This window comes from Pseudomonas migulae (assembly GCF_024169315.1).
Lineage (GTDB): Bacteria > Pseudomonadota > Gammaproteobacteria > Pseudomonadales > Pseudomonadaceae > Aquipseudomonas > Aquipseudomonas migulae_B.
Map to the genome: position 1 here is coordinate 236,824 of NZ_JALJWR010000001.1, position 13,596 is coordinate 250,419.

General features: G+C 58.8%; 15 protein-coding genes. 9 read left to right on the forward strand and 6 right to left on the reverse strand.

Going from position 1 to position 13,596, the window contains the following annotated elements; genetic code table 11:
- The first annotated feature begins 54 nt into the window (after positions 1–54).
- The gene (locus J2Y86_RS01135; protein ID WP_253427465.1) at positions 55–858 is read left to right on the forward strand and encodes a hypothetical protein; all 804 of its coding nucleotides are present in this window, start codon (positions 55–57) and stop codon (positions 856–858) included.
- A gap of 75 nt (positions 859–933) precedes the next feature.
- On the opposite strand, the gene J2Y86_RS01140 is transcribed toward J2Y86_RS01135, so the two are convergent.
- On the reverse strand, positions 934–1,296 hold the full coding sequence (locus tag J2Y86_RS01140) for a winged helix-turn-helix transcriptional regulator (RefSeq protein ID WP_253427466.1): 363 nt from the start codon (positions 1,294–1,296) through the stop codon (positions 934–936).
- 113 nt (positions 1,297–1,409) lie between these two features.
- On the opposite strand from J2Y86_RS01140, the gene J2Y86_RS01145 reads away from it, so the two are divergent.
- On the forward strand, positions 1,410–2,144 hold the full coding sequence (locus tag J2Y86_RS01145) for an SDR family NAD(P)-dependent oxidoreductase (protein WP_253427467.1): 735 nt from the start codon (positions 1,410–1,412) through the stop codon (positions 2,142–2,144).
- A gap of 73 nt (positions 2,145–2,217) precedes the next feature.
- Positions 2,218–2,817 (forward strand): NADPH-dependent F420 reductase, encoded by a 600-nt coding sequence (locus J2Y86_RS01150; protein WP_253427468.1) that lies wholly within the window; start codon positions 2,218–2,220, stop codon positions 2,815–2,817.
- A 138-nt stretch (positions 2,818–2,955) separates the two neighbouring features.
- On the opposite strand, the gene J2Y86_RS01155 is transcribed toward J2Y86_RS01150, so the two are convergent.
- The gene (locus J2Y86_RS01155) at positions 2,956–4,089 is read right to left on the reverse strand and encodes an aminotransferase class V-fold PLP-dependent enzyme (RefSeq protein WP_253427469.1); all 1,134 of its coding nucleotides are present in this window, start codon (positions 4,087–4,089) and stop codon (positions 2,956–2,958) included.
- Between the two features lie 163 nt (positions 4,090–4,252).
- On the opposite strand from J2Y86_RS01155, the gene J2Y86_RS01160 reads away from it, so the two are divergent.
- The 3 genes from J2Y86_RS01160 (at position 4,253) to J2Y86_RS01170 (ending at position 5,953) form a co-directional block, all read left to right on the forward strand.
- Entirely contained in the window at positions 4,253–4,555 is a 303-nt protein-coding gene (locus tag J2Y86_RS01160; RefSeq protein WP_253427470.1) for an ArsR/SmtB family transcription factor, read from the forward strand.
- 64 nt (positions 4,556–4,619) lie between these two features.
- The gene (locus tag J2Y86_RS01165; RefSeq protein ID WP_253427472.1) at positions 4,620–5,594 is read left to right on the forward strand and encodes a zinc-dependent alcohol dehydrogenase family protein; all 975 of its coding nucleotides are present in this window, start codon (positions 4,620–4,622) and stop codon (positions 5,592–5,594) included.
- A gap of 41 nt (positions 5,595–5,635) precedes the next feature.
- Positions 5,636–5,953: an antibiotic biosynthesis monooxygenase family protein gene (locus J2Y86_RS01170; protein WP_253427474.1), complete on the forward strand. Its 318-nt coding sequence runs from the start codon at positions 5,636–5,638 to the stop codon at positions 5,951–5,953.
- Here the strand turns inward: J2Y86_RS01170 and J2Y86_RS01175 are convergent, their stop codons facing one another.
- Positions 5,954–6,856 carry a LysR family transcriptional regulator gene (locus tag J2Y86_RS01175; RefSeq protein ID WP_253427476.1) on the reverse strand — a complete coding sequence of 301 codons (903 nt, stop codon included), beginning with the start codon at positions 6,854–6,856 and terminating at the stop codon, positions 5,954–5,956.
- Between the two features lie 122 nt (positions 6,857–6,978).
- On the opposite strand from J2Y86_RS01175, the gene J2Y86_RS01180 reads away from it, so the two are divergent.
- A complete protein-coding gene (locus J2Y86_RS01180) occupies positions 6,979–8,409 on the forward strand; it encodes an aldehyde dehydrogenase family protein (RefSeq protein ID WP_253427478.1) in 1,431 nt (476 codons plus the stop codon).
- A 101-nt stretch (positions 8,410–8,510) separates the two neighbouring features.
- Here J2Y86_RS01180 and J2Y86_RS01185 read toward each other — a convergent pair whose 3' ends face one another.
- Together J2Y86_RS01185 and J2Y86_RS01190 are read right to left on the reverse strand one after the other, a co-directional pair.
- Positions 8,511–8,936 carry a hypothetical protein gene (locus J2Y86_RS01185; RefSeq protein WP_253427480.1) on the reverse strand — a complete coding sequence of 142 codons (426 nt, stop codon included), beginning with the start codon at positions 8,934–8,936 and terminating at the stop codon, positions 8,511–8,513.
- Between the two features lie 110 nt (positions 8,937–9,046).
- Complete coding sequence (locus tag J2Y86_RS01190; protein ID WP_253427482.1) at positions 9,047–9,952, reverse strand: alpha/beta fold hydrolase; 906 nt, start codon at positions 9,950–9,952, stop codon at positions 9,047–9,049.
- Positions 9,953–10,054: 102 nt separating this feature from the next.
- On the opposite strand from J2Y86_RS01190, the gene J2Y86_RS01195 reads away from it, so the two are divergent.
- Together J2Y86_RS01195 and J2Y86_RS01200 are read left to right on the forward strand one after the other, a co-directional pair.
- On the forward strand, positions 10,055–11,068 hold the full coding sequence (locus J2Y86_RS01195) for a GlxA family transcriptional regulator (protein WP_253427484.1): 1,014 nt from the start codon (positions 10,055–10,057) through the stop codon (positions 11,066–11,068).
- 523 nt (positions 11,069–11,591) lie between these two features.
- Positions 11,592–12,989 carry an MFS transporter gene (locus J2Y86_RS01200; RefSeq protein WP_253427486.1) on the forward strand — a complete coding sequence of 466 codons (1,398 nt, stop codon included), beginning with the start codon at positions 11,592–11,594 and terminating at the stop codon, positions 12,987–12,989.
- Positions 12,990–13,096: 107 nt separating this feature from the next.
- Here the strand turns inward: J2Y86_RS01200 and J2Y86_RS01205 are convergent, their stop codons facing one another.
- Positions 13,097–13,591 carry a PaaI family thioesterase gene (locus J2Y86_RS01205; protein WP_253427488.1) on the reverse strand — a complete coding sequence of 165 codons (495 nt, stop codon included), beginning with the start codon at positions 13,589–13,591 and terminating at the stop codon, positions 13,097–13,099.
- Positions 13,592–13,596: the final 5 nt, after the last annotated feature.

The following is a 13,596-nucleotide window of genomic DNA, read 5'->3' on the forward strand; positions in this document are numbered from 1 at the left end:
GGGATGGCATAATGCCGCCACCCTTCACTCTAGTAGTCGTTAGGAAGTAGAACCATGGCAAAGGAATCATTTCATTACCTCGACAAGGATCGTGGCTCACTGTATTCGGCCGCGCTGAAAGCGGTAGCCGACCAGGGTATGAAACTGAAATTCACGGACCGTGCAGGTGGGGTTATCAGTTGTAATTCAAAGTGGAGCATGAAGAGCTTTGGTCAACAAATTAATCTGACAATAGTTACGGGCAGCCCAGGGGCTACGTTAACCATCAGCACTATTTGCGGCCAGGCTTATGACTGGGGCGAGGGAAAAAGCTTAATTCGGAAACTCAAGGGCTCTCTCGATGCTAATTTTGAAGTGATGGTAAATGAGGAAGCCGCAGATCTTTCCAGCTCCGTTACAGCGCCTTCGGCGGACGTAGTCAAGGAGGGGAAGGCCCAAGCGCTCTCATTGCGTGAATCGAACATCCTGCGACAAAAAAGCAGTCGCACACACCTTTTCTGGCTGTCGCTGGTGGGCGTTGCCACCGGCGCTGCTTCGATTTACTTTCGCCCGGATAGCTTCGCGGCACTCTGGCCATTGGGACTCGGCGCATGCGGGCTTGCTGCTTGGTACGTATGGGGCATGTTCGTACCGAAACAATGCGTGAGCTGTGGCAAGCACACCGTGCGCTGTATGAGCTCCATCGATACGCTCATAGCCGTACGCAGTGAGCAACGCAGCGTGACCAACTTGAATACTCGTCAGGCCGAATGGGCTCGGGTAACTGTCAGCGACATGGAAAATCGTTCAACTTACCGCTGTATGTCATGCAAGCATGACTGGATTGAAGTACAACAATACAAGAAAGATGGTGGTTAAGCCTCTACAGCCGTATGCGAAAGGCAGCAATCGGCCAGATGCGGACCTTCGACTCAGCGGTCCTTCAGCATCCTGCTAGGCCGAAGCGTCGCGCTTGGCGAAGATGCTCGCCATTTCCGCCGCGTTCTCGGTTCCCCAGGTGCACAGCGGCACGATCGCGTCAGCCAGGCTGCGACCGAGTGGGGTCAGCGCGTAGTCCACGCGCGGCGGCACCTCCTTGTAGTCGGTCCGCGCCAGCACGTGGTCGGCTTCCAGGTCCTTCAATGACTGGATCAGCACTTTGTCGCTGACGCCGGGGATCAAACGCTTCAGCTCGCCGTAACGCTTCGGGCCGTCGCGCAGGAAAAACAAGACCAGCGGTTTCCACTTGCCCGAGATGATGCGCAGCGTGGCGTTGAGCCCGCAACCGGTGCCACAAACTTCAGAAGTCGTCGTCATTTTTTGATACTTACCAAAAGGTGCATACTTGTCCTTAGGTTATCAGGGTCGCATCCTTGGCCTCAAGCAAGCAGTTCCCTGCTTGGGTACAACTTCAACGAAGGATGCACGACATGACCAGACTGAATGGAAAGACCGCCGTGATCACCGGCGGCGCTACCGGCATCGGCCTCGCCGCGGCAAAGCGCTTCATCGAGGAGGGTGCCTTTGTCTTCATCTTCGGCCGCCGGCAGGAAGCACTCGACGCCGCTGTGGCTGACCTCGGACCCAATGCCCGCGCGGTGAAGGGCTCGGTTTCCGAACTGGCCGACCTTGATCGACTCTACGCGGCGGTGAAGGCTGAGCGCGGAACCCTCGACATCGTCTTCGCCAATGCCGGGGCGGGAAGCCAGCTTCCGCTCGGCAAGATCACCCCCGAGCACATTGACGAAATCTTCGACACCAACGTGAAGGGCTTGATCTTCACGGTCCAGAAGGCGCTACCGCTGATGGTCCATGGTGGTTCGATCATCCTGACCGGATCGAGCGCCGGCACCACAGGCGCCCCAGCATTCAGCGTCTACAGCGCGAGCAAGGCGGCAGTGCGCAACCTCGCGCGGACCTGGGCGGAGGACCTGAAGGGCACCGGCATCCGGGTAAATGTGCTGTCGCCCGGACCGACGGCGACCGAACTGGCAAAGGAAGCGCTAGGCGAAGAAGGCATGAAGGTCTTCGCTTCGATGAATCCGCTCCAGCGCATGGCCGATCCGGCGGAAATCGGAGCGGCGGCCGCGTTTCTCGCGTCGCAGGACAGCAGCTTCATGACCGCCAGTGAGGTCGCCGTCGACGGCGGTCTGGCGCAAATCTGACTCGCTACGCCCGACCGGTCACTCCATTCCATCTTCGGAGCCCGCAGGGCGTGGCAAACCAAAGGAGATTTTTATGAGCTACGCAATTATCGGCTTCGGCAAACTCGGCCAGGCGCTTGCCAAGGCGTTTGCCCGCAAAGGCATCGAAGTATCCGTTGCAACCACGCGCGATCCGGAAAGTTTTGCAGCCGATGCGGCCGCGATCGGACCCGGGATCATTCCTGAAACGCTGGCGCAAGCCCTCAGGGCAGACATCGTCTTTTTGGCTGTCCGTTTTGAATCTCACCGGGATGTCGCGAAGGCGCTGCCGACCTGGAAGGGCAAGACCATCATCGATGTGACCAATGCCTACGGCGTGCCTCCTGAGGACCTGGGAGGGCAGCCTTCTTCCAAAGTCATCGCGCAGGCCTTCACGGATGCAAGACTGGTCAAGGGCTTCAACCATTTGGTCGCAGGTGTCCTTGAGCAGGATCCGGCCATACAGGGTGGCAGGAGAGTCGTGTTCCTGGCGAGCGACGATGACGACGCCGTAGCGGAAGTCGGTACGCTTGCGGAAAATCTCGGTTTCTCGCCGATCAAACTTGGCGGGCTTTCGGAAGGTGGACTGCTGGTGCAGGCGCGCGGAAATAGCTGGGGGCAACTGATCTTCAAGGACCTGGTCAGGTTCGACTGATGAATCATGATCGCAAATGTTGATGCGATCCGGCCTCGTGGACAAAGGGCAGCCCCAGTCTGATTGAAGCGAGGTCGACGGTCATATTCGTCGAAGATGAGCGCCCTGGGCCGTCAGTGCCCAGGGCAAGATGAGGGCCTAGTTAACCATCACCTCGTCCAGTGCCTGCTCGAGGGTGCTGACCGTGCGCTCGATATTGTGCAGCTTTTCGAGTCCGAACAGACCGATGCGGAAGGTCTGGAAGTCGGCCGGCTCGTCGCATTGCAACGGCACTCCTGCGGCGATCTGCAGGCCATGGTTGGCAAATTTTTTGCCGCTCTTGATGTCGGCATCATCGGTGTAGCTCACCACGACGCCAGGGGCCTGAAAGCCGGCTGCGGCGACGCTTTTGAAACCTTTGCCGGTCAACATTGCGCGCACCCGATCGCCCAGCGCCTGTTGTTCGCCGCGGACCTTGTCGAAACCGTAGGCTTGCGTCTCTTTCATCACTTCATTAAATCGCGCGAGGGAATCGCTGGGCATGGTCGCATGGTAGGCGTGTCCGCCCTGTTCGTAGGCCTGCATGATCTGCAGCCACTTTTTCAGGTCGCAGGCGAAGCTGCTGCTCTGCGTCTGTTCGATGCGCTCGAGGGCCAGGGAACTGAGCATCACCAGGGCGCAGCAAGGGGAGGCGCTCCAGCCTTTCTGCGGAGCGCTGATCAGCAGGTCGACTGCGCATTTCTGCATATCGACCCAAAGCGTACCCGAGGCGATGCAGTCCAGCACGAACAGGCCACCCACCGCATGCACGGCGTCGCCGACGGCCCGCAGGTACTCGTTGGGCAGGATAATCCCTGATGAGGTTTCAACGTGGGGGGCGAAGACAATCTGCGGCCTCGAAGCCGCGATGGCTGCCAGCACTTCGTCCAGAGGGGGAGGGGCGTAGGCAGCCTGGCGACCCGTGTCGACCGGTCGGGCTTTCAGCACCGTGGTGGCCGCCGGGATGTTGCCCATCTCAAGGATCTGGCTCCAGCGATAACTGAACCAGCCGTTGCGTATCACCAGGCATTGCTGGTCGGTGGCAAACTGTCGCGCCACCGCTTCCATGCCGAATGTGCCGCTGCCCGGGACCACCGCAACAGCCTGGGCGTTGTAGACCTGTTTCAGGGTCGTGGAAATGTTCTTCATCACGCCTTGAAATGACTGCGACATGTGGTTGAGCGAGCGGTCGGTGTAGACCACTGAGTACTCGACCAGCCCCTCGGGATCGATACTGGGATATAGCTTTGACATAGGGTGACTCCTTTGGCAGAGATCTCAGTGGTATCGACCCTGCCCTAAGCCTTGGCAAATGACAAGATTGCTCGGGATCGAATTGCGAAATCACTAACCTGCGTATTTCGCCCTTCGTCGGCTCTCGCATTGACATATCGATAAATCTCGATATCCTGCGCTCATGGAATTACTCGAAATATTCAAAGCCCTCTCAAACCCTACACGCCTTGAAATCCTGAAAGGCTTGAAGGACCCCGTAAAGAACTTCCCTCCGCAGGATGAAGGTGACGTTCACACGGTGGGCGTCTGCGTCAGCAGTATTCAAGAAGGTATCGGGCTGTCGCAGTCAACGGTGTCCGGTTATCTGGCCACATTGCAGCGAGTGGGCCTGGTCGAAGTCAGGCGCATCGGTCAGTGGACCTACTACAAGCGCAATGAAGCAACCATCAGTGCGCTTGCCGAGATCGTAGGGAAAGATCTGTAAAATTTTTTACACCAATATATCGAGATATCTCGATATCCCTTTTTGTCGATACGAGGATTTTTCAATGAAAGCGATGATGCTTAAATCATTTGGCGGCCCAGAATCGTTTGAACTCTGCGACGTGCCCAAACCAGTGCCGGGTGCGGGACAAGTCCTGGTGCGGGTGCACGCAACCTCCATCAACCCCTTGGATTATCAGGTTCGACGTGGCGATTACGCCGACCTGGTGCCGCTGCCGGCCATCACCGGACACGACGTATCGGGCGTTGTCGAAGCAGTTGGGCCGGGTGTGACGGCCTTCGCTCCGGGAGACGAAGTCTGGTACACCCCGCAAATATTTGACGGGCCCGGCAGTTATGCCGAGTACCACGTGGCGGCCGAAAGCATTATCGGGAAGAAGCCGCCATCACTGAGTCATCTTGAGGCGGCAAGTCTGACCCTGGTGGGCGGGACGGTGTGGGAAGCGCTGACCGTGCGTGCAGCGCTCAGAGTGGGGGAGAGCATTCTGATCCACGGCGGCGCGGGAGGCGTAGGTCATGTAGCGATCCAAGTGGCAAAAGCCATTGGAGCGCGAGTTTTCACGACCGTGCGCGAAGCCAACTTCGAGTTCGCACGCCGCATGGGGGCCGATGTGCTCATCGACTACGAAAAGGAAGATTACGTCGACGCCATCCTGCGGGAAACCGGTGGCCACGGCGTGGATGTGGTGTTCGACACCATCGGCGGCAACACACTGTCGCGCAGCCCCGACGTGCTCGCTCAACTTGGCCGCGTGGTCTCGATTGTGGACATTGCCCAGCCGCAAAACCTCGTTCAGGCCTGGGGCAAGAACGCGAGTTATCACTTCGTTTTCACCCGACAGAACCGCGGCAAGCTCGATGAACTGAGCACACTGGTAGAGCACGGTCAGCTGCGCCCACACGTTGGCGCTGTCTATTCGCTTGCCGACCTGGCGCTCGCCCATGCCCGGCTCGAGAGTACCAACAACGGCATTCAAGGAAAAATCGTGATCGCCGTCGAGCCATCGCTCATCTCGTAAATACGTACTTTTAATCGTTCAAATCAATTTAGAGGTACACCATGATTTATGAAATCGCTCTGCTCCCCGTTCACAAGGAACGGATTGAAAAGTTCCGACGTGCATTTGCCGAGGTCGCTCCTTTGCTCACCCGCGCAAAGGGTTACGGCGGCCACTTGCTCGCGCAAGGGGTTGAAACCCCGGAGATGTTCAACCTGATCGTGCGCTGGGCTTCACTTGAGGATCACACGCCGGGCTTCGAAGCGAGTGAAGACCATCGGCTGTTCATGCAGGGGCTGGAGGAATATTTTTCGGAAGAACCGAGGGTCTACCATATTGAAGGAGCAGCTTGCACTGGTTTGCAGACCGGCGAAACATGATCAAACCACAGTGGGCCGCAACTCCTGCGCCAGTTCAATCAGCGCGCGCAATCGCGCCGGTACGAAACGATGGCCCGAGTAGTAGAGCCTCAACCCGCCAAACGACGGGCACCATGGCATCAACACCGGCACCAGGGCGCCGCTTGCCAGTTCTTCCAGGATGAACCACTCGGAAATGAAACCGATGCCAAGGCCCGACAACACGGCCTGTTTGATGGCCAGCAACTCGTTGGAGGCGAAGCGCACCGGCAGATCCATCTGCAGCTTTTGGCCATCGCGCTCCAATTCCCACTGGTAGAGGCCACCATGGGCCATGCGCATGCCGACGCTCCGGTGGGTGAGTAGATCTCGCGGATGCTCGGGCACGCCGTGGCGTTCGAGGTACTCGGGCGTTGCGACCACGAGCATCCGGATGTCACCTGACAGTGCCACAGCAATCATGTCTTGCGGCACAGACTCTGCCAGGCGAATCCCGGCGTCGAAGCCCCCAGCGACGATGTCGACCATGCTTGATTCGCTGACGATGTCGATGCGCACTTCGGGATAGCGCTCAGCGTACTGCTTCAATAGCGGCTCCAGCAGCAGATAGGCCGCCCCATGCGGTGCATTGATGCGCAATGTGCCGCTGGGTTCATCGGGGCCGACGCTGGCTTCTTCGTCGGCACTTTTGATCTGGGCCAACGCAGGTGCGATGCGTGCCACATAGCGTTGCCCGATGTCGGTGAGGGCAACGCTGCGCGTGGAGCGATTGAACAGGCGAACTTTCAGGCGTGCTTCCAGGCCGGCCACCGCGCTGCTCACGGCGGTAGTGGACATTCCCAACTCCTGTGCTGCGCCGCGAAAACTGTTGCGGCGCGCAACGGCCAGAACCACTTCCAGCTCGGTCATTCCTGTTCTGTGCATGGATTGTCCTGAATATAAGGATGCTTCATAAGGCAAAGGATGGCTTATCGGAATAATGAACCCTTCTTAGACTTCATCACAGAGGCTCGATTCAGGCGAGTCATTTTGAGCGAGGAGTCGCCATGCAACGCATTGAACATATCTACATCAACGGCGAGTTCGTCATTCCACACGGTCAGGAATGGTTCGACCTTCATAACCCGAGCACCGAGGAAGTCATCGGTCAGGTTCGGCTGGGCGATGCACTGGACGCACAGCGTGCGATCGCAGCCGCCAAGGTTGCGTTCCCGGCGTGGGCTCGTACCAGCCGGGAGGAGCGCATTGCGGCACTGCAACGCATGCACCGGGCCATGGCAACAAAGGAGGAAGAACTGCTGGAAGCCATCCTCGTGGAATACGGCGCACCTGCGGTTCGCGGGCGTTGGATGGCGACTTATCCGGCTGATGTGATCGCGCAAGCAATCGATGCACTGGAGGCGTTCGATTTCGAGGAGCAGGTCGGCATGGCCAGGGTCATTCTGACGCCCGTGGGCGTGACCGGTCTGATCACACCCTGGAACAGCAATGCGGGCTTCATTTGCAACAAGCTGGCCACCGCGCTGGCAGCAGGCTGCACTGCCGTCATCAAGCCAAGCGAGATGAGCGCGTTACAGACGCAGGTCGTGGTCAGAGCGTTGCACGAGGCCGGTCTGCCACCGGGTGTATTCAATGTCGTCAACGGACGAGGCGATGTAGTAGGTGAGGAAATCGCCCGTCATCCCGACGTTGCCAAAATCTCGTTCACGGGCTCGTCCGCTGTCGGTCAGCATCTGGTAAAAACCGGTGCTGACACCATGAAGCGCGTGACGCTTGAACTCGGCGGCAAGTCGCCCACCGTGGTGCTTGACGATGCGGATTTCCAGGCAGTCATGCCGCTGGTGCTGCAAGCCGGATTTCTCAACAGCGGCCAGGCTTGCATCGCGGGCACTCGCATCCTCGTTCCGTGCAGCCGGCTGGCAGAGTTCGAGCGCATTGCGAAGGAGGGTGTCTCACAAATTCAATCGGGCGATCCACGCAACGCCGACACCGAGATCGGCCCAATGGTGAGCCAGAAACAGTGGGAACGGGTGCAGCGCTACATCCGTATCGGCCAGGAAGAAGGCGCGAGGTTGCTGGCGGGTGGCGAAGGTCGCCCGGAAGGCTTGCACGCCGGATGGTTCGTGAAGCCCACGATCTTCACTGATGCCAACAACCGTATGCGCATCGCGCGTGAGGAAATCTTCGGCCCCGTGCTGACGATCATCCCCTACGAAGATGATGCTGATGCAATCAGCATTGCCAACGATACGGACTATGGACTGAGCGCCCTGGTGCTGGGAAAAAGCTCCGAACGTTGTATGAACGTCGCCCGGCAGATCGATTCGGGACGCGTGCTCATCAACACCCTGGCCCACGAACCGCGTGCCCCCTTCGGTGGATTCAAGCATTCAGGCCTTGGGCGCGAAATGGGCAGGTGGGGGATGAGCGCGTATCTGGAGCCGAAGACGTTGATCGGGTATGACCCGTTGACATGACTGGGTCAGGTTCATGTCTGGAAGCACTGGATGGGGAATGGCAGCCAGCGTTCGCTATTGGCCGTGGATTCAACTGGTCGACGCAACAGATGGCTAAATCGTTACTTCGCTTTCCAGTGCCCACCACCCGACTCACAATCAATCTTCACCTGGCTCAAGTGCTCGGCATCGTAGTAATACGTCGTGACCTGGGCATTGTCGGGAATGTTGAGCGACTTGGCGTTCTTGTCCTTACTGGTGGAATGAGGGTTGGCCAGCGACTCCTGAGTCAAGGTCGCGATGCAAGTGGCCTGGTAATGATCGTCGCACTGTTCGACCTTTTTCTTGGTGCTGGTCATCATTTCCTTGCTTTCATTACTGCATGACCAATCGATGGAATTGACCGGCATGCCTTCGTACTCATAGCAACTATGGGTTTCGACCGCGGGCACGGAAGGGCTTTGGGAGCGGGTCAGTACGTCGCAGCCTTCAGCGAAAGCCAGGGCCGGGCTGAGGCTGGCGATCAGAAGCAGAACTCTACTGTTCATCGGGATTTCCTCTCCAATGGCGCCTTGCCCGACCAGGGTTCAGCGCCGATAAAGCTTCGAAAACACGATGACGCGCCAGGTTCCATTCGTTTTTGATCGGCGAAAGGCAGTCACTGCAGAAAGTCGCGAATCGCGCGAATGGTCTGCGTGGGCGCTTCTTCCATCAGCCAATGTCCCGCCCCTGGAATCACCACTTCCGTGACGTTATCCGCAGCGTTGCGCATAACGATGGCTTCATTGTTGCCAAAGGATTTTTCCCCGCCGACGGCCAGCACCGGCATGGTCAGGCGTTTCTTCATGGAGGCTTCATTGTCCAGCGCGTCCTGACGAATGCTGCGGAACTGCGCGAACGCCGCATGCATCGCGCCGGGGCGGGCGTAGAGTTTGGCGTAATGCTGACGGGTTGCCTCGTCCACCTTGGTGGGGTCGCCGGCAAACTCGTTCCAGAAGCGGTCCAGGTAGATGCGCTCACGCCCGGCCACCAGGCGCTCCGCATCCGGGCCACCGAAGTCGAAGTGCCACAGCAGCGGTGAGCGCACGATGTCGTTCCACGGTGGAATGCCCGGCACCGGCGCATCCATCACCACCAGGCGATCGGTTTGCTGCGGATAACGCGAGGCATACGCGAAGGCGACCATGGTGCCGATGTCGTGGCCGATGACCACCGAGTGCTCGATCCCCAGCGAAGCCAGCACCGCGCGCACGTCACCCGCTTGCGTCTTCTTGTCGTAGCCACTTTCCGGGATCGACGACAAACCCATGCCACGCAGGTCCGGCACCACGACCGTGTGATCCCTGGCCAGGTCGGCCGCGAGTGGCGCCCACATGTCGCCGGTGTCGCCGAAGCCATGCAACAGCACCACGGCGGGGCCCTTGCCGCCGACGCGTACGTGGATTTTCGCGCCTTCTACCGGGATGTCCTGAGTGCGGAAGGAGGAAGGGAAGGTGGGCACACTGGCATGGGACGGCAGGCTGAGAGTGAGGAGCAGGGAAGCCGTCAGCAGGGTGCGAATCATGGCGCTGTCTCCAGAAGAACCGATGGGACGAGCGTAGACCGTTTTGCGATATCCTGATGTAACAGACGCCCTGTCCGTTAACGCAACCGAGTGCCAAAAACATTGATCGAACGACGCCAATTTAGCGGAGGCATGAAGGGGAAAAATCTTCGCTATCTGAACGACAACCCCAACGAGCCTGTTCAAATGACGCGAACAGGCTTTTTGCTGCTCGAACATTTCTCGCTGCCTGCTTTTACCCAGGCGCTGGATACGATCGTCACCGCGAATCTGCTGCGACCCAAATTGTTTTCCTCCCGCACCTTCGGCCTGAACGATGGGGAAGTCGTCAGCGATCTGGGGCTGGTCATTCGGCCGGATGCGCGCATCGATTGCGCGGTGGTTCACGACCTCGATCTGCTGGTAATTTGCGGTGGCTACCGGACCGAGCTGAAGGCGACTGACGAGTTGATCAGTCTGTTGAGAGCGGCCGCCGACCAGGGTGTCAGCCTGGCCGGATTGTGGAACGGTGCATGGTTCCTCGGGACCGCCGGTTTGCTCGATGGTTACCGTTGCGCGATTCACCCCGAACATCGCCCCGCGCTCGCAGAAATTGCCAAGGCCACGCACGTCACCAGCGAGCCTTTTGTCATCGACCGTGACCGGCTCACGGCCTCCAGTCCGTCAGGTGCCTTCCACATGGCGCTGGACTGGATCAAGGGCTTGCATGACAAGGCGCTCGTCGAGGGCATTGAAGACATTCTCGCGTTCGAAGAGTCCCGCTACCGGCGCATCAAACCGACGGAAAACGTCTGCGTGAGCGCTCCGTTGCGCGAGGTGGTGAAGCTGATGGACGCCAACCTCGAAGAGCCGCTGGAGCTGGAGCAACTGGCGGTCTACGCAGGTCGTTCCCGTCGACAGCTCGAGCGTTTGTTCAAGGAGCAACTCGGCACTACGCCGCAGCGCTATTACATGGAGTTGCGGATTACCGAGGCGCGTCGACTGCTGCAGCACACGGAGCTGTCCCAGGTCGATGTGCTGGTGGCGTGTGGTTTTGTGTCGCCGAGTCATTTCAGCAAGTGCTATAGCTCGTATTTCGGGTACAGGCCGTCCAAGGAAACGCGGCTGGTCAAATAGAACTTGCTTGAGGCCTTCAGTGCCGGCCATCTCTCAAACGCACTGACGTGCGTTGTCGTACGACTATTTCTCTGATCTTCAATCGCCATTACCACCCGGAAGCAGAAGGGCTTCCGGGTGCCGTATTCCCTATCCGCTAACCAGTATGAGGCGTTCAGAGGTGCTGAGCGTTCGAGACGAACGGCAATTTTGCAGATTGACAGCCGGGTAGGGGACTCGCTATAAAAGGCACAGTTGTACGACGACATACGATGTTACAACGGCTCAATCCTAAAAATAAAAACCGGCACCCCTCATGAACTCAATCCGTTTACGCACTTCCCCCGCATGCCGCTTCTTATGGTCCGGCCTTGTCTGCGTGCCCGTCCGCACAGTCATGCCTGTTGTTTGTGCCAGCTCCGCCAACCCCCGATTACACGTGCAACTCGTCTGACGCGAGCCGCAGAGCAGTGTGCTGCGCGTAAGAAGTGATCTCGCTTGAAACCGAGAGATCATCACCATAATCCAATAATAAAGTGATGCCATGAATCTGAACGAGCCCATCAATCCGCAACGAATCGGCCAGGCCGTCGGTAAATACCGCTGGACGATCTGCGCGCTGTTGTTTTTTGCAACCACCGTCAACTACCTCGACCGCCAGGTACTGAGCCTGTTGGCGCCGGATCTGTCGACGCAATTTGGCTGGAGCAACAGCGACTACGCCAACATCGCCTCCGTGTTCCAGTTCGTGTACGCGATTTCCATGCTGTTCGCGGGCCGGTTCGTCGACAAGATCGGCACCAAGAAGGCCTACATCATCGCGATCAGTATCTGGTCGACCGGCGCCATGATGCATGCCTTCTCAGTGCCAATGGGCGAGGGCATCGCGGCCGTGTGCGGCGCGTTCGGACTGGCCGTCATTCCGGTGTCGATCGCAGGCTTCATGCTGTCGCGCGCCGTGCTGGCGATCGGCGAGGCGGGTAACTTCCCGATTGCGATCAAGGCCACTGCCGAATACTTCCCGAAGAAGGAACGCTCCTTCGCCACCGGTATCTTCAACTCCGGCGCCAACGTGGGCGCGATTCTGGCACCGATCTGCGTACCGCTGATTGCTGGCCTGTGGGGTTGGGAAGCGGCGTTCATCGTCATCGGCATGCTGGGCTTCGTCTGGGTGACCGTGTGGATTGCGCTCTACGAGAAACCCGAGCAGCAAAAACGTCTCTCGGCGCAGGAACTGGCCTACATCCAAAGTGATGCGCAGGTGATCGCTGCCCCGGCGCCGGGCGTCGCCGAGAAAAAAGTATCCTGGTTCAAGTTGCTGACCTACCGCCAGACCTGGGCGTTTGCCTTCGGCAAGTTCATGACCGACGGCGTGTGGTGGTTCTTCCTGTTCTGGCTTCCGACTTACTTGTCGGCGCAGTACGGCATGAAAGGCCAGGCCATCGTGTGGCCGCTGGCGGTGTTGTACAGCATGACCATGGTGGGCAGCATCGGCGGCGGCTGGTTCCCCAGCTACTTCATGTCGCGCGGCGACGCGCCGTATGACGGTCGTATGAAAGCCATGCTGGTGATCGCTTTCTTCCCGCTGCTGGTACTGCTGGCGCAACCCTTCGGTTACATCAGTTTCTGGGTACCGGTGCTGTTGATCGGCGTCGGCGCATCGGCGCATCAGGCGTGGTCGTGCAACATCTTCACCACCGTGTCCGATATGTTCCCGCAAAAATCCATCGCATCGGTGGTCGGCATTGGCGGCTTGGCCGGCGGTTTGGGCGGCGTAGCAATGACCAAGGTTGGTGGTTGGGTGTTCGACTACTACAAATCGATCAACGACATTCACACCGGCTACATGATCATGTTCGGCATCTGTGCGGTGGCTTATCTGGTGGCCTGGAGCGTGATGAAACTGCTGGTTCCACGCCATAAGGAAATTACCGACCTGTAAACGGCCGGCTCGACGAGGTTGAATGGCAAGGCCCGATTTTATCGGGCCTTGCCATTTTGCGTATCAGCCCAATTTGAATCGCTCAGGTGTATGACGCGGGTGGCAACCTACCGACCATGAGCAACCGCCGCCAGTTGCCCGGTATCGACGCGCACGAAAACGGAATCCCCAACCGCCGTGAGCACGTCCCCCGCGTAGACCTCGCAGATGACGCGGGTTTTGCGTCCGACTTCACCTTCCACTTTTGCCCGCAGGGTCAGCGGCACGCCCATCGGCGTCGGCTTGATGAACTTGATGCCCAGGTTGCCGGTGACGCAGTTGATGCGCGGGAGGCTGGCGACTTCGCGGTTTTCCATCCGGTAGTGATAGGCCATCGCCGTCCAGTTGGAATGGCAGTCGACCAGCATTGCGATCAAGCCACCGTAAACCAGATCCGGCCAACCACAATACCTGGCTTCCGGCAGGTGCTCGGCGATGACATGCTCGCCGTCCTCATGCCAGAAGCTCTTGATGTGCAGACCGTGCGGATTGCTGCCGCCGCAGCCGTAACAAACGCCGTCGGGCGCGGCGGTGTCTTGCAGGGAAATGTCGAGCGTGGACATAGCTG

What these genes read in the sequence shown, in the direction of transcription:
- J2Y86_RS01135 (WP_253427465.1), top strand. Translation starts at nt 55, where the DNA reads ATGGCAAAGGAATCATTTCATTACCTCGACAAGGATCGTGGCTCACTG.
- J2Y86_RS01140 (WP_253427466.1), bottom strand. Translation starts at nt 1,296, where the DNA reads ATGACGACGACTTCTGAAGTTTGTGGCACCGGTTGCGGGCTCAACGCC.
- J2Y86_RS01145 (WP_253427467.1), top strand. Translation starts at nt 1,410, where the DNA reads ATGACCAGACTGAATGGAAAGACCGCCGTGATCACCGGCGGCGCTACC.
- J2Y86_RS01150 (WP_253427468.1), top strand. Translation starts at nt 2,218, where the DNA reads ATGAGCTACGCAATTATCGGCTTCGGCAAACTCGGCCAGGCGCTTGCC.
- J2Y86_RS01155 (WP_253427469.1), bottom strand. Translation starts at nt 4,089, where the DNA reads ATGTCAAAGCTATATCCCAGTATCGATCCCGAGGGGCTGGTCGAGTAC.
- J2Y86_RS01160 (WP_253427470.1), top strand. Translation starts at nt 4,253, where the DNA reads ATGGAATTACTCGAAATATTCAAAGCCCTCTCAAACCCTACACGCCTT.
- J2Y86_RS01165 (WP_253427472.1), top strand. Translation starts at nt 4,620, where the DNA reads ATGAAAGCGATGATGCTTAAATCATTTGGCGGCCCAGAATCGTTTGAA.
- J2Y86_RS01170 (WP_253427474.1), top strand. Translation starts at nt 5,636, where the DNA reads ATGATTTATGAAATCGCTCTGCTCCCCGTTCACAAGGAACGGATTGAA.
- J2Y86_RS01175 (WP_253427476.1), bottom strand. Translation starts at nt 6,856, where the DNA reads ATGCACAGAACAGGAATGACCGAGCTGGAAGTGGTTCTGGCCGTTGCG.
- J2Y86_RS01180 (WP_253427478.1), top strand. Translation starts at nt 6,979, where the DNA reads ATGCAACGCATTGAACATATCTACATCAACGGCGAGTTCGTCATTCCA.
- J2Y86_RS01185 (WP_253427480.1), bottom strand. Translation starts at nt 8,936, where the DNA reads ATGAACAGTAGAGTTCTGCTTCTGATCGCCAGCCTCAGCCCGGCCCTG.
- J2Y86_RS01190 (WP_253427482.1), bottom strand. Translation starts at nt 9,952, where the DNA reads ATGATTCGCACCCTGCTGACGGCTTCCCTGCTCCTCACTCTCAGCCTG.
- J2Y86_RS01200 (WP_253427486.1), top strand. Translation starts at nt 11,592, where the DNA reads ATGAATCTGAACGAGCCCATCAATCCGCAACGAATCGGCCAGGCCGTC.
- J2Y86_RS01205 (WP_253427488.1), bottom strand. Translation starts at nt 13,591, where the DNA reads ATGTCCACGCTCGACATTTCCCTGCAAGACACCGCCGCGCCCGACGGC.